Origin of the sequence: Burkholderia sp. Ed8, assembly GCF_040761425.1 — a bacterium.
GTDB lineage: Bacteria > Pseudomonadota > Gammaproteobacteria > Burkholderiales > Burkholderiaceae > Burkholderia > Burkholderia seminalis.
The window spans coordinates 236,688-261,632 of record NZ_CP142887.1 but is presented as its reverse complement, the minus strand read 5'-3'; the positions used below and the strand labels follow the sequence as shown (position 1 = coordinate 261,632).

Annotated in this window: 27 protein-coding genes and 2 pseudogenes; 27 read left to right on the top strand and 2 right to left on the bottom strand. The window is 63.1% G+C overall.

From position 1 onward, the window contains the following. The first annotated feature begins 110 nt into the window (after positions 1 to 110). Positions 111 to 1,760: a carboxylesterase family protein gene (locus tag VXM69_RS32875; RefSeq protein ID WP_367190301.1), complete on the top strand. Its 1,650-nt coding sequence runs from the start codon at positions 111 to 113 to the stop codon at positions 1,758 to 1,760. A 35-nt stretch (positions 1,761 to 1,795) separates the two neighbouring features. After that, a pseudogene (locus VXM69_RS32870) lies at positions 1,796 to 1,937 on the top strand (IS6 family transposase); the annotation flags it as partial. A 182-nt stretch (positions 1,938 to 2,119) separates the two neighbouring features. Here VXM69_RS32870 and VXM69_RS32865 read toward each other — a convergent pair. After that, positions 2,120 to 3,052 carry a LysR family transcriptional regulator gene (locus VXM69_RS32865; protein WP_175903412.1) on the bottom strand — a complete coding sequence of 311 codons (933 nt, stop codon included), beginning with the start codon at positions 3,050 to 3,052 and terminating at the stop codon, positions 2,120 to 2,122. 302 nt (positions 3,053 to 3,354) lie between these two features. On the opposite strand from VXM69_RS32865, the gene VXM69_RS32860 reads away from it, so the two are divergent. The 22 genes and pseudogenes from VXM69_RS32860 to VXM69_RS32755 all read left to right on the top strand — a co-directional run bounded on the left by VXM69_RS32860 (position 3,355) and on the right by VXM69_RS32755 (position 17,087). Then, the gene (locus tag VXM69_RS32860) at positions 3,355 to 4,269 is read left to right on the top strand and encodes a transporter (RefSeq protein WP_322063991.1); all 915 of its coding nucleotides are present in this window, start codon (positions 3,355 to 3,357) and stop codon (positions 4,267 to 4,269) included. An 88-nt stretch (positions 4,270 to 4,357) separates the two neighbouring features. Then, the gene (locus tag VXM69_RS32855) at positions 4,358 to 5,518 is read left to right on the top strand and encodes a prolyl oligopeptidase family serine peptidase (protein ID WP_226156534.1); all 1,161 of its coding nucleotides are present in this window, start codon (positions 4,358 to 4,360) and stop codon (positions 5,516 to 5,518) included. A gap of 31 nt (positions 5,519 to 5,549) precedes the next feature. After that, positions 5,550 to 6,506: a VOC family protein gene (locus VXM69_RS32850; protein WP_021158324.1), complete on the top strand. Its 957-nt coding sequence runs from the start codon at positions 5,550 to 5,552 to the stop codon at positions 6,504 to 6,506. 19 nt (positions 6,507 to 6,525) lie between these two features. Then, positions 6,526 to 6,885 (top strand): Rieske (2Fe-2S) protein, encoded by a 360-nt coding sequence (locus VXM69_RS32845; RefSeq protein ID WP_367190300.1) that lies wholly within the window; start codon positions 6,526 to 6,528, stop codon positions 6,883 to 6,885. 35 nt (positions 6,886 to 6,920) lie between these two features. Then, entirely contained in the window at positions 6,921 to 8,051 is a 1,131-nt protein-coding gene (locus VXM69_RS32840) for an FAD-dependent oxidoreductase (protein ID WP_059492781.1), read from the top strand. 110 nt (positions 8,052 to 8,161) lie between these two features. Next, positions 8,162 to 9,268 carry an MFS transporter gene (locus VXM69_RS32835; RefSeq protein WP_367190387.1) on the top strand — a complete coding sequence of 369 codons (1,107 nt, stop codon included), beginning with the start codon at positions 8,162 to 8,164 and terminating at the stop codon, positions 9,266 to 9,268. Positions 9,269 to 9,270: 2 nt separating this feature from the next. Further along, positions 9,271 to 10,086 carry a cyclase family protein gene (locus VXM69_RS32830; protein WP_021158328.1) on the top strand — a complete coding sequence of 272 codons (816 nt, stop codon included), beginning with the start codon at positions 9,271 to 9,273 and terminating at the stop codon, positions 10,084 to 10,086. Next, a complete protein-coding gene (locus VXM69_RS32825) occupies positions 10,083 to 10,679 on the top strand; it encodes a cupin domain-containing protein (RefSeq protein WP_021158329.1) in 597 nt (198 codons plus the stop codon). Before VXM69_RS32830 ends, VXM69_RS32825 begins: the two co-directional genes overlap by 4 nt. Next, positions 10,676 to 11,683, top strand: coding sequence for a fumarylacetoacetate hydrolase family protein (locus VXM69_RS32820; protein ID WP_367190299.1), 1,008 nt, complete (start codon positions 10,676 to 10,678; stop codon positions 11,681 to 11,683). Before VXM69_RS32825 ends, VXM69_RS32820 begins: the two co-directional genes overlap by 4 nt. Beyond that, positions 11,680 to 12,636, top strand: a complete 957-nt coding sequence (locus VXM69_RS32815; protein WP_367190298.1) for an NAD-dependent epimerase/dehydratase family protein — start codon at positions 11,680 to 11,682, stop codon at positions 12,634 to 12,636. The genes VXM69_RS32820 and VXM69_RS32815 overlap by 4 nt, the downstream gene beginning before the upstream one ends. A gap of 55 nt (positions 12,637 to 12,691) precedes the next feature. Beyond that, positions 12,692 to 12,772: pseudogene (locus VXM69_RS32810) on the top strand (plasmid pRiA4b ORF-3 family protein); the annotation flags it as partial. Positions 12,773 to 13,103: 331 nt separating this feature from the next. Further along, positions 13,104 to 13,796, top strand: coding sequence for a DUF4158 domain-containing protein (locus VXM69_RS32805; protein WP_367190297.1), 693 nt, complete (start codon positions 13,104 to 13,106; stop codon positions 13,794 to 13,796). Between the two features lie 643 nt (positions 13,797 to 14,439). Next, positions 14,440 to 14,730, top strand: coding sequence for a hypothetical protein (locus tag VXM69_RS32800; RefSeq protein ID WP_226194329.1), 291 nt, complete (start codon positions 14,440 to 14,442; stop codon positions 14,728 to 14,730). A 14-nt stretch (positions 14,731 to 14,744) separates the two neighbouring features. Continuing rightward, positions 14,745 to 15,005 carry a hypothetical protein gene (locus tag VXM69_RS32795; protein WP_175028033.1) on the top strand — a complete coding sequence of 87 codons (261 nt, stop codon included), beginning with the start codon at positions 14,745 to 14,747 and terminating at the stop codon, positions 15,003 to 15,005. 47 nt (positions 15,006 to 15,052) lie between these two features. Next, positions 15,053 to 15,292, top strand: a complete 240-nt coding sequence (locus VXM69_RS32790) for a hypothetical protein (RefSeq protein ID WP_367190296.1) — start codon at positions 15,053 to 15,055, stop codon at positions 15,290 to 15,292. Next, complete coding sequence (locus tag VXM69_RS32785) at positions 15,289 to 15,477, top strand: hypothetical protein (RefSeq protein WP_367190295.1); 189 nt, start codon at positions 15,289 to 15,291, stop codon at positions 15,475 to 15,477. Before VXM69_RS32790 ends, VXM69_RS32785 begins: the two co-directional genes overlap by 4 nt. Before the next feature lie 27 nt (positions 15,478 to 15,504). Continuing rightward, positions 15,505 to 15,714: a hypothetical protein gene (locus VXM69_RS32780; protein WP_175905966.1), complete on the top strand. Its 210-nt coding sequence runs from the start codon at positions 15,505 to 15,507 to the stop codon at positions 15,712 to 15,714. Between the two features lie 30 nt (positions 15,715 to 15,744). Next, the gene (locus tag VXM69_RS32775) at positions 15,745 to 15,963 is read left to right on the top strand and encodes a DUF3717 domain-containing protein (protein WP_175028037.1); all 219 of its coding nucleotides are present in this window, start codon (positions 15,745 to 15,747) and stop codon (positions 15,961 to 15,963) included. A 24-nt stretch (positions 15,964 to 15,987) separates the two neighbouring features. Further along, a complete protein-coding gene (locus VXM69_RS32770) occupies positions 15,988 to 16,200 on the top strand; it encodes a hypothetical protein (RefSeq protein ID WP_367190294.1) in 213 nt (70 codons plus the stop codon). A gap of 44 nt (positions 16,201 to 16,244) precedes the next feature. Continuing rightward, positions 16,245 to 16,388 (top strand): hypothetical protein, encoded by a 144-nt coding sequence (locus tag VXM69_RS32765; protein WP_367190293.1) that lies wholly within the window; start codon positions 16,245 to 16,247, stop codon positions 16,386 to 16,388. A gap of 104 nt (positions 16,389 to 16,492) precedes the next feature. Then, positions 16,493 to 16,786, top strand: a complete 294-nt coding sequence (locus VXM69_RS32760; RefSeq protein WP_367190292.1) for a type II toxin-antitoxin system RelE/ParE family toxin — start codon at positions 16,493 to 16,495, stop codon at positions 16,784 to 16,786. 1 nt (position 16,787) lies between these two features. Beyond that, the gene (locus tag VXM69_RS32755) at positions 16,788 to 17,087 is read left to right on the top strand and encodes an addiction module antidote protein (RefSeq protein WP_367190291.1); all 300 of its coding nucleotides are present in this window, start codon (positions 16,788 to 16,790) and stop codon (positions 17,085 to 17,087) included. 164 nt (positions 17,088 to 17,251) lie between these two features. Here VXM69_RS32755 and VXM69_RS32750 read toward each other — a convergent pair whose 3' ends face one another. After that, positions 17,252 to 17,563 carry a hypothetical protein gene (locus VXM69_RS32750; RefSeq protein ID WP_367190290.1) on the bottom strand — a complete coding sequence of 104 codons (312 nt, stop codon included), beginning with the start codon at positions 17,561 to 17,563 and terminating at the stop codon, positions 17,252 to 17,254. A 1,714-nt stretch (positions 17,564 to 19,277) separates the two neighbouring features. Between VXM69_RS32750 and VXM69_RS32745 the strand changes: the two genes are divergently transcribed. From VXM69_RS32745 to mobF, 3 genes are read left to right on the top strand one after another with little or no spacing between them, the layout of a single operon-like run. After that, positions 19,278 to 19,694 (top strand): hypothetical protein, encoded by a 417-nt coding sequence (locus VXM69_RS32745; protein WP_367190289.1) that lies wholly within the window; start codon positions 19,278 to 19,280, stop codon positions 19,692 to 19,694. Continuing rightward, positions 19,687 to 21,804, top strand: coding sequence for a type IV secretion system DNA-binding domain-containing protein (locus VXM69_RS32740; RefSeq protein ID WP_367190288.1), 2,118 nt, complete (start codon positions 19,687 to 19,689; stop codon positions 21,802 to 21,804). The genes VXM69_RS32745 and VXM69_RS32740 overlap by 8 nt, the downstream gene beginning before the upstream one ends. 6 nt (positions 21,805 to 21,810) lie before the next feature. Then, positions 21,811 to 24,705 carry a MobF family relaxase gene (mobF, locus tag VXM69_RS32735; RefSeq protein WP_367190287.1) on the top strand — a complete coding sequence of 965 codons (2,895 nt, stop codon included), beginning with the start codon at positions 21,811 to 21,813 and terminating at the stop codon, positions 24,703 to 24,705. Positions 24,706 to 24,945: the final 240 nt, after the last annotated feature.

Sequence of the window (24,945 nt, the reverse complement as noted above, 5' to 3'; positions counted from 1 at the left end):
GCCTCCTTTTGTAGTTGGGAATCGGGACGTTGCATGTGGACGGCCCATGCTGCGACGCCACCTTCCGAAACAAAACGGAAATAAATTGCGCTCCCCCTTGAAAAACAGTCATGTCGCTGCGGCCTCGCGCATCGTGCGGGGTTGAGCGTTATTCACGTGGACGTGACGATATTTCCATCGTGTTCCCGGAAAAAATCGCCGACGATTTACGCTCGGACAACACTGGGGATCGTGCGGGGCGCGTCTGTGTGCGACGCACGGCCGTGTGGTTCCCGATCAAGGGGCGTTTGATGCAAACGATATTGGCGAGCTGCGAGCAAGGCGAATTGCTCGGTCGCAGCGTAGACGGTGCGCTGGTCTTCCAGGACATTCCCTATGCGAACGACGGCGGTCGCTATCGCGACTGCCTTCCTCCCACGAGCTGGCAGGGCGTTCGCGATTGCACCGGTCCCGCGCCGGTCTTTCCGCAGTTGCCGAGCCGGCTCGACTTCGTGATGGGCCCGACCGCGCAAGGTGTGCAGATGTCCGAAGACGCATATCGCCTGAACGTCTACACACCGTCGCTTGCCGGCAACTTGCCGGTGCTGTTCTGGATACATGGCGGCGGGTTCGTGACCGGCGGCGCCTTACCGTGCTACAGCGGAACCGAACTCGCCCGGTCCGGGCGCGCGGTTGTCGTTACCTTCAACTACCGGCTCGGGATTCTCGGCAATCTGTGTATGCCCGGCGTGGCGGCCGGCAACTTTTCGGTAACGGACATCCTGCGTGCGCTCGACTGGGTTCGCAGCAATATCGAGCGATTCGGCGGTAATCCCGAAGCTATTACATTTGCGGGCCAATCGGCCGGTGCGTGGTACACGAGGATGCTCATGGGGATGAAGGAAACGGCCGGTCTCGCGCGCTCCGCTGCCGTACTCAGCTTGCCCGGCCTCCCGCCGCTCCTGCCCGAGGAGGCGCATCGGATCGCATCGGACTTTTGCGCACTCGCCGAATTTCACGACCCCGCTGTCGATCTGCGAAATGCGCCGGTACAGGTGCTGCTGGATTTGCAAGCGAGGCTGCTCGCGTCGCGCGCGGGCTTCGGCACCGTACCAGTGGGCTTCATGCCCGTCGCGGTCGATTGCGTCGCGGCGGATCCCGTGACGCAGTCGTTGCGGTTTGCGCCAAAGCCCGTGATGATCGGTTGGACGCGCCACGAAACCGGCAGCTTCTTCGCGAGCAACCCGGCAGCCGTGGATGCGACGCGAAGCATGGTCGAGCGCGTATTCCACGCTGAACTGGGCGAGGCTGGGACGCGCCATTACGAGCGTGTCATGCAGCAGCGTCCAGGAAGCACGCCCTACGCGGCATTGGTCGAACTGACGTCGTATGCAATCTTCAAGCGACCCGCAATCGAGGCAGCAGGTTCGCTGGCGAAAGCCGGCAGCGATGTCTACGGCTACCAATTCGACATCGCGTCTCGCCAGCCGCATGTGGGCGCTGGCCATTGTTTCGAGTTGCCCTTCGCGTTCGGCAATTTCGACGACTGGACCGACGCACCCATGCTGGCCGGGACAAGCCGTGCTTTCGCGAACGATCTCTCCGGCATGATGCGGTCCTATCTGATGAATTTCATCGAAACGGGAGACCCGAATGGTGACGATCTGCCCGCATGGACCCGTTGCGGACCCGATCGTATCGATGCGATGCACTTTGCCGAATGGGTATCGTGCTATACGGAACGTCCGGGGTTCTCGGCACCGGAGATGCTGTCACGTTAGCGGAGTAGGTTCACGAGGGGCACATGTATGACGGAATGAAGACGACATCGCTCTATCGTGGACATCGATTTCCGGCGGCCATCATCAGCCTGGCCGTGCCGCTGGTATTTTTGCTTCCCGCTTAGCCTGTGCGACATCGAAGAACTGCTGTTCGAGCGCGGCGTCGTGGTCAGCTACTCGTATCGAGCCCACGGAGAATGGTTGACTCGCTCGGCAATACGCAAGTCGTCTTTGTGTGGACATCCCTGGTTTTGACCCATTGGAACGAAGTCGCAGCGAGTGGGCGACTTCACGGAACGGGCATCGGCCTCATAGCGCCATGCGCGCGTAGTGGTGCCGAGAAAGTACCTCTTGAGGCATTATGTCTTGCGAGCGTCATGGCGCCCTTCGTCCATCTTCGCGACCGCCTCTTTCAGCAGCCCGCGCAACCAGGTGAGCCCGGGGTCCGAGGTCCGATGCTTGTGCCATTGCATCGCCTGCTCCAGCGTCGGAACCGGCACCGGCGCCTCGCGCAGCACGATGGGCAGGCTGCGTGCGGCCTCTTCGGCGAGCCGTCGGTGCATGGTGGCGATCCGGTTCGTGCCGACCAGCAGATGGGCCGGCGACACGAAGCTGTACGTGCTCGCCTCGACGCGCCTCACGACGCCGAGCCGCTGCATGAACCAATCTTCGAGCGTCGTCTGTGCGTCGCCGACCTGCACGATGACGTGCCCGGCCGCCATGTAGCGCTCGTTCGTCATCTCGCCCTGCGAGAGGGGGCTGTGGTTCCACACCACACAGCAGTAGGTTTCCTCCAGCAGCACCTCGGCCGGATGCTCGGTCGAGCAATACTCCTTGGGGATGATCAGCAGATCCGCTTCGCCGCGTTCGAGCACGCGGTGGGGATAAGCGACTTGCGGACGTAGCTCGAATCGGATGCCGGGTGCTTCCTTGTAAGCGAGCGCGAACAGGTGCGGCATGAGCGTCGTCATCGTGTAGTCCGAGACGAACAGGCGGAACAACCGATTCGTTTGCGCTGGCACGAATTCGGGATGGGCAGTCACCGTCGCGTCGACGCGCACGAGAATGTCGCGCACGGCGTCTTTGAGCGCCTCGGCGCGGGGCGTCGGTTCCATCTTGCGGCCGACCTGCACCAGCAGTTCGTCGTTGAAGTAGTCGCGCAACCGCGAAAGCGCGTTGCTCATCGCTGACTGGCTCAGATGGATCTTTTCGGCCGCCCGGCTGATGTTCTGTTCGCTCAGGAGCGCGTCGAGCGCAACGAGCAAATTGAGGTCGAGCTTGTTGAACCGCATGTGTGCTGTCTCCGTTGTCCTCTTCGCTGCCGCGTGACCGCCGGATGCACTATCAGGGTTTAACCTGAAAGCATTGACGCCGTCGATATCGGCAATGGATCGAATCCATTTTTAGGATACATCGGCCTATCTTAACCTAGCCCTATCTCGACGCGACGGCTGCCGACGCATCGCATCGGGAGGCCAGCGTCAGGGCATTTCAGGTCGAACGTACCGCTGTACCTCTGCCGTGTGCACCGCGCTTTCCACTATTAAAAGAGATGACCGGCGGTGCAAACGCGCCCCGAGCAGGAGGAGACAGCATGTCCACGAAACTGATCGCAGCTGTTGTCGGTTGCGCCGTGTTGGCGACCGGTTCGATGAAGGAAGCGCAGGCATTCGAAGGCGGGATTTCACCGTATCCGGCCGGAGCGGTGGGGACGAACATCGCCAACCTGCCACCGATCCCGGGCTTGTTCGCACTCGAACAGTTCAACTACAGCTTTGCGAACGGCCTCTACGGCAACGACGGCAAGAAACTGCCGATTCCGTTCCATACGTCAGTGTTTTCGGAAACCACGCGTCTGCTGGTGGCGTATCCGTTTCACCTGCTCGGCGCCCACGTCTATACGCAGTTGGTCGTTCCCGTCGTGTCGTTGCATAGCACCGTGTTCGGGCAGTCGAGCACACAGAACGGTCTGTCCAACATCACGCTGACGCCTGTATTGCTGCAGTGGAATCTCTCGCCAAACCTGGCGATTGCGTCGGGCATCGACGTTGCATTCGAGACGGGTTCCTACAGTCCGGTCAAATCGAGCGTCGCGGTGGGGTACACCTCGGTGCAGCCGGTGATCTCGATTCGCTACAACGTTCCCAACGGAATCGACGTCGGGCTCGCGAACCGCTTCCTGCTCAATCTGAAGAACGGCACGACGAACTACAGCTCGGGCGACGGTTACGTCGCCGAGTTCAACGCCGGCTGGAACTTCGGCCCGTGGAAGCTCGGCGTCGTCGGCGCGTACCTGAACCAGTTCAGCGACGACAAGGCCGGCGGCGTGCGCGTGGGCAATCGCATGCGCACTTTCGGCATCGGCCCGTCGGTCGTGTACGACGCCAGAAGCTGGAACGTCAACCTCAATTATCAGCAAGGCATTTATGCCGCCAACACGGCCAAGAGCAGCAGTGTCTGGCTGAACATCGCCATCCCGTTGTGGGCAGGCTTCGGGCGCAAGGGCTGAGCATCGTCTCGCGTGCCGGACAGCGCGCGAGAACCCGGTCGTCAGCACCGTCATCGAGCAATACGCAATTTCAATCGAGGCAATCAGCATGTTCCGATACTTTCCTACCAACTATGTCTGGAATCTGTCCGTCAATCTCGCCATCGAAATGGGTGCGCGCATCGGCGAAATCGAGGACATGTGCGGTCCGCTCCAGGAAGCGGCCAGGCAGCCGGACGCGGACGGCACACGTGCGTTTCGCGAAGCGTGGGTCGACAAGGCCGATCGTCTTTGCGATCTCGCGCGGGACGACGAGGCCCTGGGGCGGCTGCTGTCGGCGGGCGAGAAATACAAGCGTGCCGCGATCTACCTGATCACGGCCGAGCGCATGCTCGCGCACGATGCCCCGGGGCGCCTCGAGCTGTACCACCGCTCGCTCGATACGTTCGACAAGGGCATCGCGCTCGCCGGCGAAAACTGCGAGCGCGTCGCGATTCCGTACGGCGACACTCATCTTTCCGGACTCCTTGTGAAAGCGAAGAGCGCCGATGCGCGCAGTCCACTGCTCGTGCAGGTCAACGGGCTCGATTCGACCAAGGAAATGAAGTACTTCGTGGGCTTGCCGGCATGGCTGGCCGCGCGCGGCGTATCGTCGTTGATTGTCGACCAGCCCGGTACCGGCGAAGCGTTGCGGCTGCACGGCCTGAATGCCGTGTACAACTCGGAGGTCTGGGCGAGCAAGATCGTCGACTGGCTCGAAAGCCGAGGCGACGTCGATCCGAAGCGGATCGGCATGGAAGGCGTGTCGCTCGGCGGCTACTACTGCCCGCGCGCAGTCGCTTTCGAGCCGCGCTTCGCTTGCGGTGTGGTGTGGGGCGCCAACCACGACTGGCGCGACGTCCAGAAAAAGCGCCTGCAGCGCGAAGGCAACTTCCCGGTGCCGCACTACTGGAAGCACGTCTGCTGGGTCTGGGGCGCGAAGGATATCGACGACTTCATGCGCATCGCCGAAGACGTGCATCTCGACGGCGTGCTCGATCGCATCAAGGTGCCGTTCCTCGTCACGCATGGCTCGCAGGATTCGCAGATTCCGGTCGCCTGGGCGCACCGCACCTACGAGCAACTCGTGAACAGCCCCAAGCGAGAACTCAAGATCTTCACCGAGCGTGAAGGCGGCGTTCAGCATTCGAGCTTCGACAACTCGATCAACGCGGGGCACTTCATCGCCGACTGGATCGCCGAAACGCTCGGCGGACGCACCTCGCTCTGACTCATTCACCCATCTCAAGCACGCACATCTCATGAACATCATCGGACCCGATACGCTGGTTTTCGGCGTGGACGACGTCGCCGCCTGCAGCCAATATCTGCTTGACTACGGGCTGCTGCCGGTGCGCAGCGACGACACCGGCGGCCGTTTCGAGGCACTCGACGGAACGGGCATCGACATCGCGCGCCGCGACGATCCGGCGTTGCCGCCTGCGCTCGGCACGGCAAGCATGCTGCGCAAGACGATTTACGGCGTCGCTGATGCCGCGACGCTCGATGCCATCGCGGCGGAGCTGCGCCGCGACCGCGAAGTGAACACACTCGCCGATGGATCGATCGAATCGCTCGACGACATGGGCTTCGCGATCGGCTTCCAGGTCACCACGCGCCGTTCGCTCGTGTTGCCCGCCGAGCCCGTGAATGCGCCGGGCGCGCCTGCACAGCGCGCGCCGAACGTCGTGGCGGTGAGCGAAGATGCCTTGCTGACTCCGCGCACGCTATCGCACGTCGTCTACTTCGTGCCGGATGCCGCGAAGGCCGAAGCGTTCTATGTGGAGCGTCTGGGCTTTCGCTGTACCGACCGATTCACGGGCGTCGGGCCGTTCCTGCAGCCGGCCGGCACGCTCGACCATCACACGCTGTTCATGATTCAGACGCCGCCGTTCATGAAGGGGTGCGAGCATTTCACGTTCCACATGGGCGGACCGACCGAGGTTCTGCAGGCGGGTACGCGTTTCGTCGCGAAGGGCTACCAGTCGTTCTGGGGGCCGGGGCGCCATCGCTTCGGCTCGAACTGGTTCTGGTATTTCAACAGCCCGCTCGGCTGTCACGTCGAGTACGACGCCGACATGGATCTGCACGACGATGCGTGGAACGCGCGCGAGGCGCCGATGGGCGCCGACGCATCGCAACTGTTCCTGTTCCAGCATCGCGAGAAGTGGGCGCCGGGCGGTCCTCCTGCGGGCGCAGCGGTGGCGAAGTCGGATTGACGGCGAGAATCGTTCTGCCATGTCCGAGACATACCCCGACCGTATTCCTCTCGCAAGCGTCGACGATCTGCCCGATCCCGGTGCGCGTGGTTTCGATCCCGGCGGGCAGGGGCACGACACGCTTTTCGTCGTGCGGCACGGCACGCAGGTTTGTGCGTATCGCGACGCGTGCCCGCACTTTTTCGGTGAAACGCAGATGGCCTGGCGCAAGGACGCTTACCTGAACGGCGACGGCACCCGCATCGTCTGCCACGCGCACGGCGCGCAGTTTGACATCGCAAGCGGCGAGTGCGTACTCGGCCCGTGCCTCGGCCAGCGGCTCACGCCCGTCGAGATCGACGTGACGGACGACGGCGTCATCGTGCTGATTGCGACATGACACACCCACATCAGACATAACAAGGAGACATCCAGATGGCAGCCCCTCTTCAACACGTCCTCGTCATCGGCGGCGGTTTTTCCGGCATGGCGACGGCAATCCAGTGCGCGAAGCTCGGCCTCACCGTCGACCTCGTCGAGATCGACCCGGGCTGGCGCTCGTACGGTGCCGGCATCAGCATCGGCGGCCCCACGCTGCGCGCGCTGCGCACGATCGGCGTGCTCGATGCCTTCTTCGATCGCGGCCACGGCGGCGACGGCGTGAATCTGTTTACCGCCGGCGGCCAGCCCATCGGCACGCTGCCGACTCCGCGAGTGGCCGGCGAGGACGTTCCTGGCGGCGGCGCAATCATGCGCCCGGTGCTGGCCGATATTCTCGCCAAGGCTACCCGTGCCGCGGGCGTGCGCGTGCAGCTCGGCTGTACCTTCTCGCGGATCGAGCCGCGCGGCGAACAGGTGGACGTGATGTTCACGAACGGCACGCACGGTACCTACGACCTCGTGGTCGGAGCGGACGGACTCTACTCGAAAGTGCGCGGCGTTGCATTTCCCGATGCGCCGAAGCCTCGCTATACGGGCCAGGGCGTATGGCGCGCCGTGGTGCCGCGACCGGCGGAGATCGCTTGCGCGACGATGTGGCTGGGGCCCCGGATCAAGGCGGGCGTCAATCCGGTTTCCCGGGACGAAATGTACGTCTTCGTCACCGAGGACAGGCCGACCAACGACTACATCGATCCTGCCGAATGGCCGCGCATGCTGTCCGAGTTGCTCGCATCGTTCGACGTGCCGCTGATCCAGTCCATCCGCGCCCAGATCGGCACCGAATCACGCGTCAACTATCGTCCGCTGGAAAGCCTGCTGCTGCCGACGCCCTGGTTCAGCGGGCGGGTGGTGCTCGTCGGCGACGCGGTGCACGCCACCACGCCCCATATGGCGGCGGGCGCGGGTATCGGCATCGAGGATGCGATCGTGCTGGCCGAAGAGCTGGGGCGCGGCGTGACGGTGGACGCTGCGTTGCACGCATTTCAGGCGCGCCGCTGGGAGCGCTGCCGCATGGTGGTGGAAAACTCGGGGCGCCTTGGCGAGATCGAAATCGTCGGCGGCGACCGAGACGAACACCGACGCATCATGCACGAGACGCACATGAATCTCGCGCGGCCGATCTGACGCAGGGGAGGCACGATGGAAACGAACCTTTCCCCCCGACGCCGGCGCGCGTCGACCTGTCGGCATCGACCGACACGGTGCGGCTTGGCACGTTCGGCACCGTTGCGTTGATGATCGCGCATTGCGCCGGCATGGTCGATCTGGTGGCCTTGCCGGTCTGGGTCGGCACGTTGATCGGTGCGTATCGGCTCGATCCACAGCGGGCGGGTCTGCTCCCCACGCTGTTTCTGGCCGGTGCCGTGCTGAGCAGCGTCTATTTCTCTCCGCGCTTGAATCGGCTACCGGCGCGCGTGATGTCGACCGTCGGCTTCGGCATCGCGGCGGGCGCGTTTCTCGGCATCACATCCGCGCCGGTTGATCGTTATCTGATGATGGCGGCCCTGCATGCCGTCGCGGGCGTCGCCGTCGGATGCGGCCTGAGCTTCACGCACGGCACCGTCGGGCGCAGCCGCAATCCGCATCGTCTGTTCGCGATCGCCGGCCTCGCGCTCGGTGTTTTCGCGATCGCGTTTCTCGGTGCCGTGCCGGGACTGGTCGCAACGCACGGCGGTCCGACGCTGTTTCGCGTTTTTGCGGGCGTGATGGGCGTCGCCACGCTCGCATGCGCGCTCGCGTTTCCGTCGATTCAGGCGCGCCGCAACGCGGCGACCGGCGACGAGCCTCGTTTCGAGCGTGTCGTCTGGTTCGGCATGGCGGGCGTCGGCTGCATGGCGCTGACGCAGTCGATGCTGTTCAGCTTTGTTCAGCGTATCGGCCTCGATCGCGGATTCGGTTTGAGTGCCGTGATCGCGACGCTGATCGCGCTCGGCTTCGTCAACCTGTTTCCCGCTCCCGTCGCGGGGCTGCTCGAAACGCGCGTGCCGGGCCGCAAGGTCGTGCAGGCCGGCCCCGTCGTACAGGCCGTGCTCGCGCTGGTCATCACGCAAAGCGCGGCGTTCGCGCCGTACGCGGCGGCCACCTCGGTCTTTGCCGCCGTGATGATCTTCACCCACACCTTCGCGTTCGGCATGCTCGCGCGCATCGACCGCACCGGCCGCGCCGTTGCCGCGACGCCCGCCATGCTGATGACGGGCGCCGCCATCGGGCCGGTGCTCGGCGGCACGCTCGTCAAGGTGTCCGGCTACGGCAGCCTCGGGATCGCCGCAGTGCTGATCGCTGCCGCTGCGGCGATCTGCTTCTCGCGGCTCGACCGCCGTCCCCCATCCCCAGGAGTCTGAACATGAAACCCGTTCGACGGTTTGTCGATCTGTCCATCTATCTCGAGAACGACGTTCTCTCCGATCCGCCTCCGCTCGCGCCCAGGATCAGCTACCAGAAGCACGGCGACACGCTGCCCGAATTCATGGCGATGCTGCCGGGGACCAAACCCGAGGACTATCCCGACGGTGAAGCCGCCGCCGCGGAGTGGGTCACGTTGACGACCCACAGTGGCACCCATCTCGACGCGCCCTGGCATTTCCATTCGACGATGGATGCGAGCCTGGGCGAAGCCCGGCCGTCTATCACGATCGATCAGGTGCCGCTGGAATGGTGCTTCCAGCCGGGCGTGAAGCTCGATTTCCGGCACTTTCCGGACGGCTACGTCGCGACGGCCGCCGACGTCGAGGCCGAACTCGCGCGCATCGGCCATGCACTGCAGCCGCTCGATATCGTCGTCGTGAACACGCGGGCCGGATCGCGCTACGGGCACGACGACTACGTCAACGCGGGCTGCGGCATGGGCTACGAAGCGACCATGTACCTGTTGGAGCGTGGCGTGCGCTTGACCGGCACCGATGCATGGAGCTGGGATGCCCCGTTCTCCCATACCGCGAAGAAGATCGCGGAGACGGGCGATACGTCGCTGATCTGGGAAGGGCACAAGGCGGGGCGCGATATCGGCTATTGCCATCTGGAGAAGCTGCACAACCTCACGGCCTTGCCGCCGACCGGCTTCACGATCAGTTGCTTCCCGCACAAGATTCGCGGTGCGTCGGCAGGGTGGACGCGTGCCGTCGCGATTTTCGACGACACCGACATGGAGGCGGCAGCATGAACTTTCCAGTGATTCGGCGCGTGGTGACCGGACACGATGCCGACGGCCGCGCCGTCGTCGCATCCGACGGTCCTCTGCCTACCGTGGTGGAAATCGCCGCGATTCCCGGCACCGTATTCCACGAAGTGTGGAGCACATCATCGAGCCCCGCCAGGGTGGACAACGGTGCCGATCCCACGCTTGACGCGCTCATGCTGCCGCCGCCGAAGCACGGCACCCGTATGCGCTTCGTCGACATTCCGCCCGACACGCCGGAGTTTCTCGCGCACGGGGCGGTGAAAATGCACCACGCATTCAGCCAGATCGGCGACGCCGCAGCGTCGACGGTGAAAGCCGGGTCGCCGCATCCGCTGATGCATCGCACCGAGTCGATCGACTACGGCGTGGTGATCGAAGGCGAAATGACCTTGATCCTCGACGATGCAGAAGTCGCCCTGGCACCGGGCAGCGTGGTGATTCAGCGCGGAACCAATCATGCCTGGGCGAATCGCTCGGGCCGTCCATGCCGGATGCTGTTCGTTCTGATCGACGGCGCCTACGACCCGGCGATTGCCGCCGTGCTCGATACGCCGGCACACGGAGGCGCGCGATGAAATTCGCCACCTTGCCCGACGGCGGCGCCGATGGCCGCTTGCTGCTCGTGTCGCGCGACCTGCGCCATGCCGTCGAGGCCGCGCCGATCGCCACGACGCTGCTTGATGTGCTTGAGCGCTGGGACGCGCTCGCGCCCGGCTTGCAGGCGCGTTACGACGCATTGAACGCCGGCAGCGTGCCGGAGGCGCGTCCGTTCCATCCGGCCGCCTGCGCCGCGCCCTTGCCGCGCACTCCGCAGTGGTGCGATGGCTCGGCGTTTCTGAATCACGGCCGCCTGATGGAGCAGGCGTTCAATACTCCGCCGATTCCCGAGTTCGATACGGTGCCGGTCATGTATCAGGGCGCCAGCGACGACTTCCTCGGCCCGGCCAGCGACGTGCCTTTTCCTGACGAGGCCGACTGCATCGATTTCGAAGGCGAATTCGGTGTGGTGGTGGGGCACGTGCCGATGGGCGTATCGGCCGCCGGCGCGCTGCACTGCATCCGTCTGATCGTACAGCTCAACGACTGGAGCCTGCGTGCGTTCGGTCCGCGCGAAATGAAAACGGGCTTTGGTTTCCTGCAGGCCAAGCCCTCTACGAGCTTTGCTCCGGTCGCCGTCACACCTGACGAACTCGGCGAGCACTGGCGCGACGGCCGTGTGCATCTGAGCCTGCACGTCGAATGGAACGACCACTGGTTCGGTCATCCGCATGGACGCGAGATGAACTTCGGCTTTGGTGAACTGATCGCGCATGCGGCCCGGACGCGCCGCCTGTCGGCGGGGACGATCGTCGGGTCAGGGACGGTGTCGAATGCCGATCGCGGCGCGGGCTCGGCGTGCCTCGCCGAGCGCCGCGTGATCGAAATGATCGACAAAGGGGGCGCACGCACGCGGTTCATGCGCTTTGGCGACCGGATCAGGATGACGGCGCGCGATGACGCCGGCAACGCCCCATTCGGCACGATCGACCAGCGGGTTGTGCGTGCGTCATGCGCCGACGACGGGGAGGCCCGGCCATGAGAGTGCTGGTGACCGGGGCGGGCGGATTTGTCGGAACGGCATTGGTCGAACGGCTGCTGCACGACGGCATCGTGGAGCCTGGCGACGTGTCGGAATTGCTGTTGGTCGACCGGCAAGCAGGATGGCCGTACGACGATGCCCGAATCACGGCGCTGGTCGGCGATTTCAGCAGCCTGGAGATTCTCGATCCGCAGTTGTCGAAACCCGTCGACGTCGTCTTTCATCTGGCGAGCATGCCCGGCTCGCAGGCGGAGGCCGAACCGGCCGAGGGTGACCGGGTGAATCTGTCGGGCATGCTGGCGCTGTTCGACCGCCTGGCGAAGCAGGCGACGGAGCAGGGGAGTGCGGCGCGCGTCGTCTATGCCAGCAGCGTTGCGGCGCTGGGCGAGTCGTTACCCCCTGCCGTGGACGAGCACACCGTGCCGCGCCCGACCGTGAGCTACGGCGTGCACAAACTGGTGGGCGAGCTGATCCTTGCCGACTGGACGCGCCGCGGCAAGCTGGATGGTCGTGCGTTACGCCTGCCGGGCATCGTGGCTCGTCCGGCGCTGTCCGCCGGACATGGATCCGCGTTCATGAGTCAGATCTTCCGCGCGGCGCAGCGCGGCCAGTCCTATACGTGTCCCGTTTCGCCTTCGGCCACCGTATGGTGGATGTCGCGCAGATGCTGCGTCGATAACCTGCTGCACGCCGCACGCCTATCCGCAGAGGGTTTGCACGCGGGCCGAGTCTGGACGCCCCCGGTGCTGCATCTGTCGGTTCAAGAGATCGTCGATGCGTTGGTCCGGCGCTTCGGCTCGTTCGACATCGATTACGCTCCGGTGGAACGGATCGAGCGGCTTTTCGGACGACAACCGCCACTGACTGACCGCCGTGCCATCGAGGCGGGATTTCAGCACGACGGTACGATCGATGCGCTTGTCACGCGCGCGCTTGAGTTAGAGCCCAGTTGAGTTGAGCGGGCGCAGCGCGGTCACATCGGGAATCGTCGTGCGAACACGCTTACGCTTCGAAGCCGAACTGTTCAATCTGCGTGCTGCCAATGCCACGCTGCTTCGCACGGCTTCCAATCGTTGGGGAAATCGATAACTCACGCCGTCAAGACGGTATCGGCTGTAAGCTTACGAGTCATCGTCGGTAGCTCGCCGAGATCCGACAGTTCATTACAGTAGCGAAACCATTCGTCGCGACACGAATCCGTCCTTCCCGGATATCGTTAGGATTCGATTTTACATAAGCCAAACTAGCGATCTTTTGGGGTCGCAAGTAAATACCGCAACTTGAGCGCCGCGGCTCGTTTTCGTTCCGACACCATTCTTAGGCGACCGACACCTGCAGGCGCCATCCCGACTTTCCCCGTAGCACCTCATTTTTTGCCTCGCTACGCTTGGCCGCTCTCGTCATTGATGCGGAGTCGCTGATGGACCACTGGCGATTGGCTTATCTCGGGATCCGGCAGGTGCCGCGCGAGCTGAGCGAGTTCGAGCTCGCCACATTCTTCACGTTCTCCAAGCGGGAGCGTGTTGCCATTGATTCAAGACGCACCGATCTCTTTCGACTCCCGGTCGCATTGCACATCGGTTTTCTTCGCATGACCGGTCGGCCGCTCGGCTCGTACAAGCAGATTCCCACGGTTCTCTGGCGACATCTTGGACGACAGCTGAATGTGAAGCCGCCAGACCTTGGCACGTTACGTTCACTTTACGATGGCAACCTCAAGACCTTATCCGACCACCAGCGCTTTGCTCGGGATGCCATCAATTTTCGAGCCGTCGCGGAACATCAACGTCGGTATGTCATCCGTTGGCTCAAAGAACAACTCACCGGCCGCCCCGAACGCGGCCAGTTGACGAACGATCTCAAACGTTGGTTCACGGCCGGTACCGGTTGGTTGCCCGAACACCTTGCGTTGGCCGAGGTCCGCACCGACACCCTCTGGCAGTTGCGGCGAGAGCAGGACGACGACCCTGAACAAGACTCGGCTGACGACGACCAGTCCGATGAAGCCGACGCCGCGCACATCGGGCAGACCGAGCAGACCGAGCAGGTTGAGCAGGTTGAGCAGGTCGAGCAGGTCGAGCAGGTCGAGCAGGTCGAGCAGGTCGAGGCGTGATTGAGGCGGGAGTCTCGGCGCGACGCTGCGACGGGACTCCCGCAAATGCTCACCATTCTTCCCGTATAGGCTCACCGTCGTTTTTATCCTCCCATGGCGCTCCCCTTCCGAGGCTTGGGCGTCTCCCTCCGCTTCGCTTCGGGCCGGGCTTTCGCGCTGCGCGTCGAGCCGCGCTGCGCGAGTCTCGACCCTCACGGGCTTCAATCCCTGACGTCTTCGCGCCGTCCCGGCGCTGCGCGCTTCGCTTGCTCGCGGGATACGCGCCCGCTCCTCGCGGGCGAACTGCCGGTACAGCGGCCGGCTATGCCGGCCGAGAGGGCGCGGGGCAGAACCGCCCCGCGCCGTGTGGGTGGCTCGGCCGGGGAAACCGCGTGGTTGCGCTCCATCCTTTTGCGCCGGGTTAAGCGCGTGGATCTGCCATTGGGAGCCGCCCCTTTTCGACGCATAGCGCGGGCTCGCACGGGCACAAGGGTAAAGGCTGCGCTTCGCTTCGCCCACGTCCTCGCCCGTTCGGTGCTCGGCTACGCCTGCGCTCCGCATGCGGCCTCCGGGCGCGCCCTTGCACCCGTGCGAGCCCGCGCTAAACCCGCGTCGAGGCGGCTCCCAATGGCAGATCCACAACCCGACACAAAAGGACGAAATCGTGAGCGCAACCACCCCCGACCGAACCACCCACACACGCGCGGGCGTTCCCCCCGCACCCCCCGAGGCTCACCGCCAGGCAGGCATCCGGCAATCGAAAAGCCGCTTGCGTGCGACGGCCGCGCACTGGTTTGGTTGCCCCATCGACGCCTCGATTCGTGTCCTGCATCGCTGGATTCGCCCCGACGACGACGCGCGCGCCGTGCGGCTCGAAACCGTGATCGACGGCACCGCGAAGCGCATCACCCTTTTTCGCCAAGCAACCGGTGCGTGGTCGCCGGTTTGGCAATAACCCGGAGACTCACGATGAGCTACGAGACTGATGAACTGATGATTGAAGGTATCACCGAGGACCATTTCGCGATCTCGCACGAAAGCGGAATCTGGCGGCATATTTCGGTTCACGAAGTAGACGGCGACATGCTGTTTACGCTGCCGTCCGGCTGGACCGCCGAGCAGATCAACGCCGCCATTGCAGTCTACAAGCGCGGTTTCTCCCACGGCGAGAAGTTCGGCGCAGCGAGCGCACAGCGCATCGTGCGAGAAGCGCTCGGCATTGTTCACTAACAGCGTGCGCGTCCGCCCGGACGCGCTTTCGATTCACGGGGAAACCGATGGCGGACTTCGCCGTATACAGCATGGGCCATCTGATTGACCACGTACAAGGCGAGAGCCATGTCGCGGCAATGCTCGCCGTCGAACGCAAGTATGCTGCTGGCCCCCTTGCGATCTGCCCACTGAGTGCCTCGCGCGCCACTCACAAGGCCGCTGCGGCACGGTCGTACTACACGCCTAATGACGTGCCGCCAGAACTGCGCGGCTTCCCACCGCTGAACGAAGGGGAAGAACGATGAACGCCACGCAAAAATTCATCCAGTTCGTGATGGACAAGGGTTTCACGAAGGCCGAAGCCGAAGCGATTTTGGCTGTCTACAAGAAAGCGCGCGTCATCAAGTTCGACAAGTTCGCGCCAGTTTTCGAAGTGAAGCACGGCGCCTTTCTTGACGCAGACGTGCTGCGCAACGCACTGGCCGCCTAACAACCCTCCCGGTACAGGAGAACGACGATGAAACGCTATCGCTCCATTGATTACGGCCACGTGGTCGCAACGGCCGATGACCATCTGATCGCCACGCCCGATACCCCGCGCGACGCCGTGCCGCTCGCGTTGGCGCAGGCAGCGCGCAAATACGACGGCAGCTACGTCGAAAACCACTGCCCGGAGTGTGGCGAGTATGCGAGCGAGTGCTCGTGCAACGAGCACGAGACGCACTGACCACCCACGCCAGCTACAGGAGAGCAGACGATGAATACTGCAACGATTCTGCGCATCGAGGAGCTTGAGCGAGCGATCAACATTTGGCGCTCGCGTCGGCCGAGCCGAGACGGCGACCCGATTCTGTGTCGCGAAGCCCGCATTCTGGCCGAGCCGTACGCTCTGATGATTTTCAAGCGCGAAACGCAGATCGACGCCGCGCAACTTTCGACCGCGCAGCGCGCCGCTTACGACGGCGCGTTCGCATAGGTCGCCACCTTCCAAGGAAACGCGATGAATGTAAACGAACAGCACCGGTGCCTCGCCATCCTCGACGCGACGATTGGCGAGACTCCGGTTAAATGGGCGGATATCCGGAACGCTGTCAGCCAGCAGATGACTATCGCGAACTGGCTCGACGTCCGGGGCGTCCTTCAGTGGGCAATCAATGACGGTCGGTTCGAACGCGTCCGGGATACTCACGTCGAAGCGTACCAACGTGTGTAAGGCATCCGTGCCCGCTCCGGCGGGCAATTTCAAAGGAGCATGACATGCCGATGCAATGGGCGATCACCTACAGGACAGAGACTGGATTCGACGTCGAGATCATCGACGCAGGCAGTTGCGAAGAGGCTTGGACCCGTGCGGAATCTCTCTTTGGCTCGCAGTTTGTAGAAGTCGAGCGCGTCGCATGAGAACTGTGCCCGCATCGACGGGCACGGATCGCGTCGCTGGACCGTCCGGCCGGTAGCCAGAATGCACCTTGAATCTGTGTATCCTATGGGATACAATATAGGGTATGAGAATCGAGCAGACAGACGATTTCGCGAAATGGTTGCGCGGCCTACGCGACCACATCGCGCGCGCGCAGATCGCCAAGCGAATCCAACGTCTCGCACGCGGCCAGTTCGGAGACGTGAAATCGGTGGGTGCCGGGGTGAGCGAAATGCGCGTGCACGTCGGCCCCGGCTATCGCGTCTACTTTGTCCAACGAGGCTCAACGCTCGTCGTCCTGCTATGCGGTGGCGACAAGTCAACGCAGCAGCGCGACATTGAGCGCGCTATCGCGCTTTCGGCGCAATTGGGAGATTGACATGGGTATCAAGACAACGCCGTTCGACGCGGCCGAATACCTCGACACACCCGAGGCGCAGGCCGAATATCTGCGGGTTTCGTTCGAGACGGGCGATTCTGCCGACATTCAGGAAGCCATCGGCACTGTGGCGCGTGCGCGCGGCATGACGCAGATTGCCCGCGATGCGGGCGTTGGCCGCGAAAGCCTCTACAAAGCGCTGGACGAGCACGGCAACCCGGAATTCGCGACGATCCTGCGTGTGGTGCGCGCGCTCGGCCTCACTTTGACCGTAACGACGCCTGTACACGAGCGCGCCTGAGCCGGGATTTTTGCGCGGCGTCGCGGGCTGGCGGGCGCTCGCCGCTACGCCGCGACCACCCGCCAGCCCGCGACCAATGCGTTAGCCAGTTTGCGCGCTGCGCAAATGAATCGGGGCAATCCCGCTCCGCCCATACTTCGCGCGTCGCCGGATTGCCCCAACTATCACACCGACGCGCCGTCGGCGACAGCGGCTGGCGGCACGCCCTGGGCGGGTTTCGCCGGCACCGGGGGCTCGCCCGGTTTCGCGAGTGCGACTTTTACCGCCTCGAGCCGCTCTTTCCACTGTTCCGCCGGGATCTCGTCGAGCCCTTCCGCGCGCAGCAGCTCGAGCACCGCCTTCTGATTCCGCTCGCGATCCCTCCGGATCATCTCGCGCTGTTGGTCCTGCAGTTTTTTCAGCTTCGCCGCCGCCCTCGCGATCTCGTCTTCGATCGATCGCGGCTTGCGCGCTGTCTTCCCTGCATCTGCTGTCATGGCCTCTATCACTCCATCTTGCCCCTCCCCCTTGTCGCGAAGTGTAACGGAATTCGGCCGCGCAACGTAAAGGACAGGGGCCTGATACCCCGCCGTCGCACCGTTGCCTCGCGCCTCATCCGTCGCGGCACAATTGCCCGCTGCGCGACTCGCGCGCAGCGGCCGGCACCGTCGTTGCCGCCGACGCAACCGCTCCGAACGCTGATCCGGCGCCCCCGCATTTTTCCTGCTGTCGCCGCGCGGGGCGTCACCCGCGGAGGCGCGCGGCCGCCGCCCCGCGCGGACCACCTAGCCAGAGCGCAATGCTCGCATTGCGCGTCTCGAGCACGGCGGCCGCCACCGTCGCGGCCGCCGGCCCGACCAACCAGCTCGCCGAGCGCCCCGCCCCGCGACTTTCATGCTGTCGCCGCGCCGGGCGTCGCCCGCGCCATTCCGCGGCCGCCGCCCGGCGCGGACCATCCACCCAGACGCAATGCACGCATTGCGCAGCTCGAGCACGGCGGCCGCCACCGTCGCGGCCGCCGCCTCAACCGCCTCGCGCATTTAGTCGACGCCGCCGTGCTTGTGCAGCTGTCACCGCGCGGGAGGGCACCCGCCCGCCTCCGCGGGCGCCGCCCCGCGCGGACCACCCCTCCAGTGCCCAATGCATGCATTGCGCAGTCCCAGTTCGGCGGCCGCAAAGTCGCGCCCGCCGAAAACCGGCAAACCAACCGTGCTCACAGCGTTTTCTCTCTGGCTATTGCTCGGCGCCCATCTATCCACGACCGAAATCTGCGCACGCCGGCAGGTTTCCCACATACCCACCGGTCCCCGCGCTTCTCCCGTTTCCCACAACCAACACCGTTGTGGAAAACGGCGCGCGGCCGACGCTCTTGCGATGTTGATGCATCGCGACGTCGGTCCGGACCCATGGATATGTGGAAAACCTGCGTGGCATAACCACCCTCGTCGCTCCGAATTTCTCCCAGTCCGCTCCCTGCCTCCGATCAACCTTCCTATTCCGTTTTTTTCCCTGTGCTGAACGGATCGACGCTCGCCTACCGTTTCTGCTTTTCTCGTCTTTGCCTCGTGCCGAGGAAATCCTGCAATTCGCGTCTGTGCCTCAACCAGACGAACGCCTCAATGGAACGAAATCCTCGCTCTTGCTGGCTGCGATGCCGATCGCGACGCCTGCTGAAAAACCGGTGATACCCGGACCCGTCCGGGCATCACCATCCAGATACCGTCCGTCCGGGGGGCGACCCGTGGGGCAAGCCCCACCCCCGACCAGACGGTCACACACCACGCAACTCCGTTGCGGGTGTGTAGAGCCTTGCTGCGCAAGGCTCTACACTGGCAGACACCGAAACGCATACGCGCTGCCACCGAAGCACATCCCAGATCGCGCAATTCCTTGCTGCATAAGGCTGGAACGTGGCAGCCAAACGTCGCATGTCTGCGACGATCTCGCCATCGCCGTGACGAAAAGGTGTCTAAACGGTGGGCATTTTGGAAACATCGGAGTCCAAATTGTCAGACACCGAAACGCTATCGATAGGATAAGCCGATGAATATAAACGAGAAGTCGCTGTCAATCGCGCACCGAATTCGGATGCATACGCGGCAGACACCGAAAATCATTTACATCCACTATAATGACGTAACTATTTGATTAGCTGACCTCTTTAGAAGGTCGGTCGGGGAAAAATGGGGCGATGTGTATGCTGAGGCGCACATGCCACGATCAAGTCATGCCAGCAAAGGCAAATCCGAGCGTATCACCCTTCGTTTCGATAGACCCACCAACGAGTTCTATCGCAGAAAGGCAAACGAGGCTGGCGTTCCGGTAGCGGAGTTTTGTCGTCAAATCCTCGTTCGCGGGATCGTGAACGATAACGTCGAACAGATCGAAAAGCGGCTGAACGCGCTGCTCTCCGCTATACCAATTTCCGCACAAGCGGCGAACGGCCAAGCCGCACATTCCGGTGGGAATTCTTCCCATCTGCTTCCAACCGATCTTGTTCGAGCGATCTATCTCTGTCGCGAGGTGCTGACGACAATCGTCAGCGACAGGAACATCCAGTTCCTACATCAGGCACAGGATCGTGCCGAGGCCGCCACCAAGAAACTGCTGGGAGAGAGCAATGGCTGATCAACGCTCGCCCAACGGTATTGCGACTTTTTCTCGGGGAACCGCCCTCTGGTGGCAGCAGGCAAAACTCCTCACCAGCGCGGTCGTGGCGGTGGTCATCGCGGGCATTCTCGTCGGCGCGCTGGCCGGCGGCGCATACCTGTATTTCGTCACGTCGGCCGAAACACGCTATTTGGCGGCCAAGCACGTCGAGGCTGAAATCCTCACCGTCGTGCCCGTGGCCAATCCGAACGTCTCGTTCCACTTCGGCAGCAACGACACGGAATTGCCGCCAGCCGCCGCGCTGTCATTTACCGACGATGCCGCCGAAGAGTTTTTCGTCTATGCGCGAAATGCCGCCCTGTACGCTGTTCTTACCGCTATAGCCGTGACGTTTCTTTCCGTCCTGTTCTGGATGGAGTACGGTCGCGGAAAACTCGCCGAGAAGCAGGTTCGCGGTGCAAGGCTCGTCAAACCGAAAGCACTGGTCAAGGAACTGGAAAGCCGAGACGACGCCAGCCCGTACCGCATCGCCGGCGTGCCGATGCGCAAGAAGGCCGAAGTGCTCGGTACGCTCTTCGCCGGTGCCCAGGGTAGCGGCAAGTCTCAGCAGTTTTTCGCGCTGATGGAGCAGGTCCGCGCCAACAAAAAGCGAGCGATCGTCTATGACCCGTCGGGCGAGTTCACGGCTACCTTTTTTCGGGAAGGCAAGGACATCATCCTGAATCCGCTCGATGCGCGCAGTCCCAACTGGAACGTGTGGCGCGAAATCCAGGGTGAAATCCATTACGACGGACTGGCAGAGGGGCTTATCCCGATTCCGCCGAACGTTCCGGATCCGTTCTTCGCCATCGCCGGGCGCATGGTCTTCAAGGGCGCGGTCCGTGCGCTCGGTGACGACAACAAGCGAACCAACGCCGCGCTGTACAAGGCCATCGCTCACAGCAATCTGGACGAATTACACGCCATCCTCGCGAACGAGTCTGCTGCCACTTACGTTGATCCGATCACTGAGCGTACGGGCATGAGCCTCAAGATGACCGTGCAGAACCAGCTTGATTGCTTCCGCTACCTGCATGACGAAGGTGAACCGTTTTCGATCCGCGAGTGGATCCAGAATGAGGACGAAGACGACGATTCCTGGCTGTTCATTACCGTCAACGAAGAGCAGAAAACCGCCCTGCTTCCGCTAATCAGCCTCTGGTGTGACATCGCAATCCGCTCGCTTCTTGCGCTCAAGCCGATTCATCGCGAACGCCTCTGGTATTTCTACGACGAGCTCCCTACGCTGCAGAAACTGGAGATCATGAAGCTCGCCGTGACGAACATTCGCAAGTTTGGCGGTTGCTTTGTGATCGGCATCCAGGATTTCTCGCTACTCTTCTTGATCTATGGCGAGCACCTTGCGCGCACGATCATCTCCGGATGTCAGACCAAGCTCCTGTTGCGCGTGACCGACGGTGACGCCGCCAAGGCGTTGGCCAACGCGATCGGGCAGGCTGATCTGGACGAGAAAGAGGAAAGTCTCAATCTCGGGATCGATGAGCGTCGCGACGGTATGAGTGTTTTCGCGCGCCGTAACCTTCGGGATCTTGTCCTCTCTTCCGAGATCTTACGTCTGCCCGACATGGAGGGCTATCTGGTCACACCCAGCGATTACCCCGTCGCACGGGTGAGATACAAATATACGCATCGGCCCGAAATTGCCACACCGTTCATTCCCCGTCGGACTTTTGACACGTGGCTTACAGCACACGCCGCACCCGGTGGCCACGCGGCGCTGTCGCCGCCCGCACCCGGTTCCGCGGCGCCGGCAGAAACTGCACCATCCCCGTCACCCGCGCCAACCGACGCGACTGCAACGTCTTCGTCCGCGGAGCAATCGGCGCCATCCGCAGGCTCGTCTGCCGCGAACAAAATGCCGGCAGCTGCGGCGTCCCGTGCGGATGATGTTGCGGCCACGCCGACCGGCGCTGAATCGGCCCCGGCCACTTCGAATCTGGTTGTGCTGGCGACGGGTGAAGTCGTGGACGGCGACACCGGCGAGGTTCACGGCGCGTCGACTCCCCGCGAACCGGGTGCCGGCCAACGGCCAACCGGCCGCGCCGGTCTCGGTGACTTGTTGGGGTGACGCGCGATGATGAGCATGCACAATGTCGGCAGCGCCGGCCAGGCACTCCACTATTTTTCGAAGGATAACTACTACACCACCGATCAGGGGCTCGAGCATTCCGCCTGGTTCGGCAAGGGTGCGGCCACCCTCGGTCTGAACGGGCAAGTCGATCGCAATGTGTTTTTCAAGCTGCTGTCTGGACAGGTCGGAGACCAGCAGCTTGGTCGAGTCGTCCTGGACGAGAATGGCGAGCCCGAGGTTGTACATCGGCCTGGGATCGACTTGACCTTTTCGGCACCGAAGAGCGTCAGTATCGCTGCCGAAGTTTTCGAAGATCGCGACGTCCGCCTCGCCCATGAAGAAGCCGTCAAGGAGGCGCTCGAGTACGTCGAGGCGTATGTCGCGCAGGCCCGCAAAACGGTCGATGGCGAGACGCTTGTCGAACCGACCGGCAACGTTGTAGCCGCCCTCTTTCGCCACAATACGAGCCGCGACCTCGACCCCGACACCCATACTCATGCGCTGGTCATGAACGCCACCCAGCGCTCAGACGGCGAATGGCGATCGCTGACCAATGACGAGCTGTACGTGCAGCAGAAGGTGATCGGCGCCGTCTATACTTCTTCGCTCGCACGTGGATTGCAGAAGCGTGGCTATGCCATTACTGCGCCGGACAAGAACGGAAACTTTGAGTTGGTCGGCATCACCCGAGAGCAGATCGAGCACTTCAGCCAGCGTTCGGCCGCGCGCGACCGATGGCTGCGTGCAAATGGGATCGATCCGACGAGCGCGACGCCGGCGGAGAAGGAGCGCGCGGTGTTGGCCACCCGTGAACGGAAGGTTGGTGTCGACCATGACGCCTTGTCAGTTCAATGGCGTGAGCGCGCACAGACAGTCGACCTCGACTACAGCGTCATCCAGCAGAAAGCACGCGAGGCGCGGGAAGCGGGAACGGATGCACGGGTCGTCAAGTTGTCCGGTATCGAGGCCTTGCGGTTTGCAGCGTCTCACCTTGGTGAGCGCGAAATCGTGCTGAACCAATATGACCTGGTCAAAACCGCGCTGGAGCACGCGGTCGGGCGAACGTCTCCAAATCAGATTCTCGATGCGTACAAGAAGCTGGTCGATCAGGGCAAGATTGTCGACCTTCCGGACGGCAACATCACCACTGAGAAGATGCTCAACACGGAGCGCTGGACGGTCGAAAATGCGCTCGCACAGCGAGACGCGACGCCGGCGATAGCGCCAGCCGAACTGGTCCGCTCCAGGATCGAACAGGCCATCGCAGCCGCGCGTGTGGAGCGGAACGATCCGACCTTCGACTACACCCCAGGCCAGCGAGGCGCGATCGAGCATGCGCTGACGAGCAGAGACCGGATCGTCGCGGTGCAGGGTCTCGCCGGCGTGGGAAAAACCACGATGGTCAAGGGAACCGTCCAGGTCGCGCACGAGCAGGGCTGGCTCGTCCGGGGGATGGCGGCTACAGGCCAGGCTGCCAAGCAGCTCGAGAACGATTCGGGTATCAAGGCCGATACGGTGACGATGTTCGAGATCCATGAGCAGCGGCGCCAGGATGATCTGAAGCTGCTGCGCGAGTATGTACCGGACTTGTCGCGGGAGCGCGAGCTCTGGCTTGTCGACGAGTCGTCATTCCTCGCCCAACGGCAAATGGCGCGCCTATTTAAGATGGCGGAACGAGCAGATGCGAAGGTCATTCTCCTCGGAGACCGCCTCCAGCTGCAGGCCATCGAAGCAGGTAAACCGTTTGAGATCCTGCAGGACGAGGGCGTGGCCACCGCTCAGATGACCCAGATCCAGCGCCAGAAGAATCCCGAGCTGCAGCAGGCAGTCGCGATCACCGTGGGCACAGCCGACCTTGCGGCAGATGAGCCCCTCACCGACCTGAACCTCGCTCGCAACGCTCGCGCCTTTGACTTCCTCGAGCAAGCTGGGCGCGTGACAGAACACGACAATCCGCAAGACCTGATCGACCTGATGGCGCGCCAGTACGTCGACCGGGGACCGCGAAGAAATCAGACCATCATCATCACGCCGTTTAACGAGGATCGCGTCGAGATCAACAATGCGGTTCGGGCTGAACTGCAGGCGCGCGGCGAGCTGGATGTCAACGACTCGGAGCACACCATCCTCCGGTCCGACGGAGACATGACCCGGGCGAAGCAGAAGGAGGCGCAGTATTACACTAGGGAAATGACCGTCCGGTTTGGCCGGGACTATCAGAAAATTCTCGCGTCCCGCGGCGAATACATGCGCGTTGAGGGTACTCGACCCGACGAGGGTGTCGTCGTTCTCCGGAAGTCCGACGGCTCTCTAATGGAGTGGGAGCCGAAGAAGTACAACCGGGTGGAGGTGTATCTCTCGGAAACGAGGAGTCTCGCCGCGCGTGACGTCATTCGCTTTACCCGCGGCGACGAGCTCGTCAAGAATGGCCACGAGGCGACCGTCGTTTCTGTCCACGAGAACCAGGCGGTCCTACGGCTGGCGGATGGCAAGGAAATTCCCTGGGATCTAGACGCGCAGCGCCATTGGGATCATGCCTACGCGGCGACGGTCCACGCGGGCCAGGGCGCGACCCGCGAGCAAGCCATGCTGCATATCCCCGCACACAAAATGGAGCGTGATCCGGAAGATGCTCGGCGCCAGTCTGACGTCGCGATGACGGTGCGTCGGATTTTCGGTGACCGCAGCTTCTATGTCGGCCTCACGCGGGCCGTTGACGACCTCCAGATTTTTACGACCGACGCAATTCTTGCTCGGGCGGCCGTATCACGCCACCAAGATAAGTCGAGCGCCATCGAAACGCTGCGTGAGCATGAGTTGGCAGAGCAGACGAATGACCGGCCGCAGCGCCAGCGACGCCAGCAAGCTGCCCAGCAGATACAGATCGAGCCGGACTGACGTTGCAGCGCGCCCTGCAGGAGCCCGGTTACTTTGCTGGGCTGAACCAGGTCGAGAGACGCCGATCAGTCGCCGGCTAGTTCTCAAACCGCAATAAATCGAATCGAAAGAACGCAGTGGGAGTCTCCAATACCCCTTTCGATCTGCTGACGGCTGATCGATGCAGAGATCGTCGAAAGACCAAGCGGTAAAGGATCCAAAATCGAGGCCGATATCATCGTGTAGGATCAGCAGCGGTAC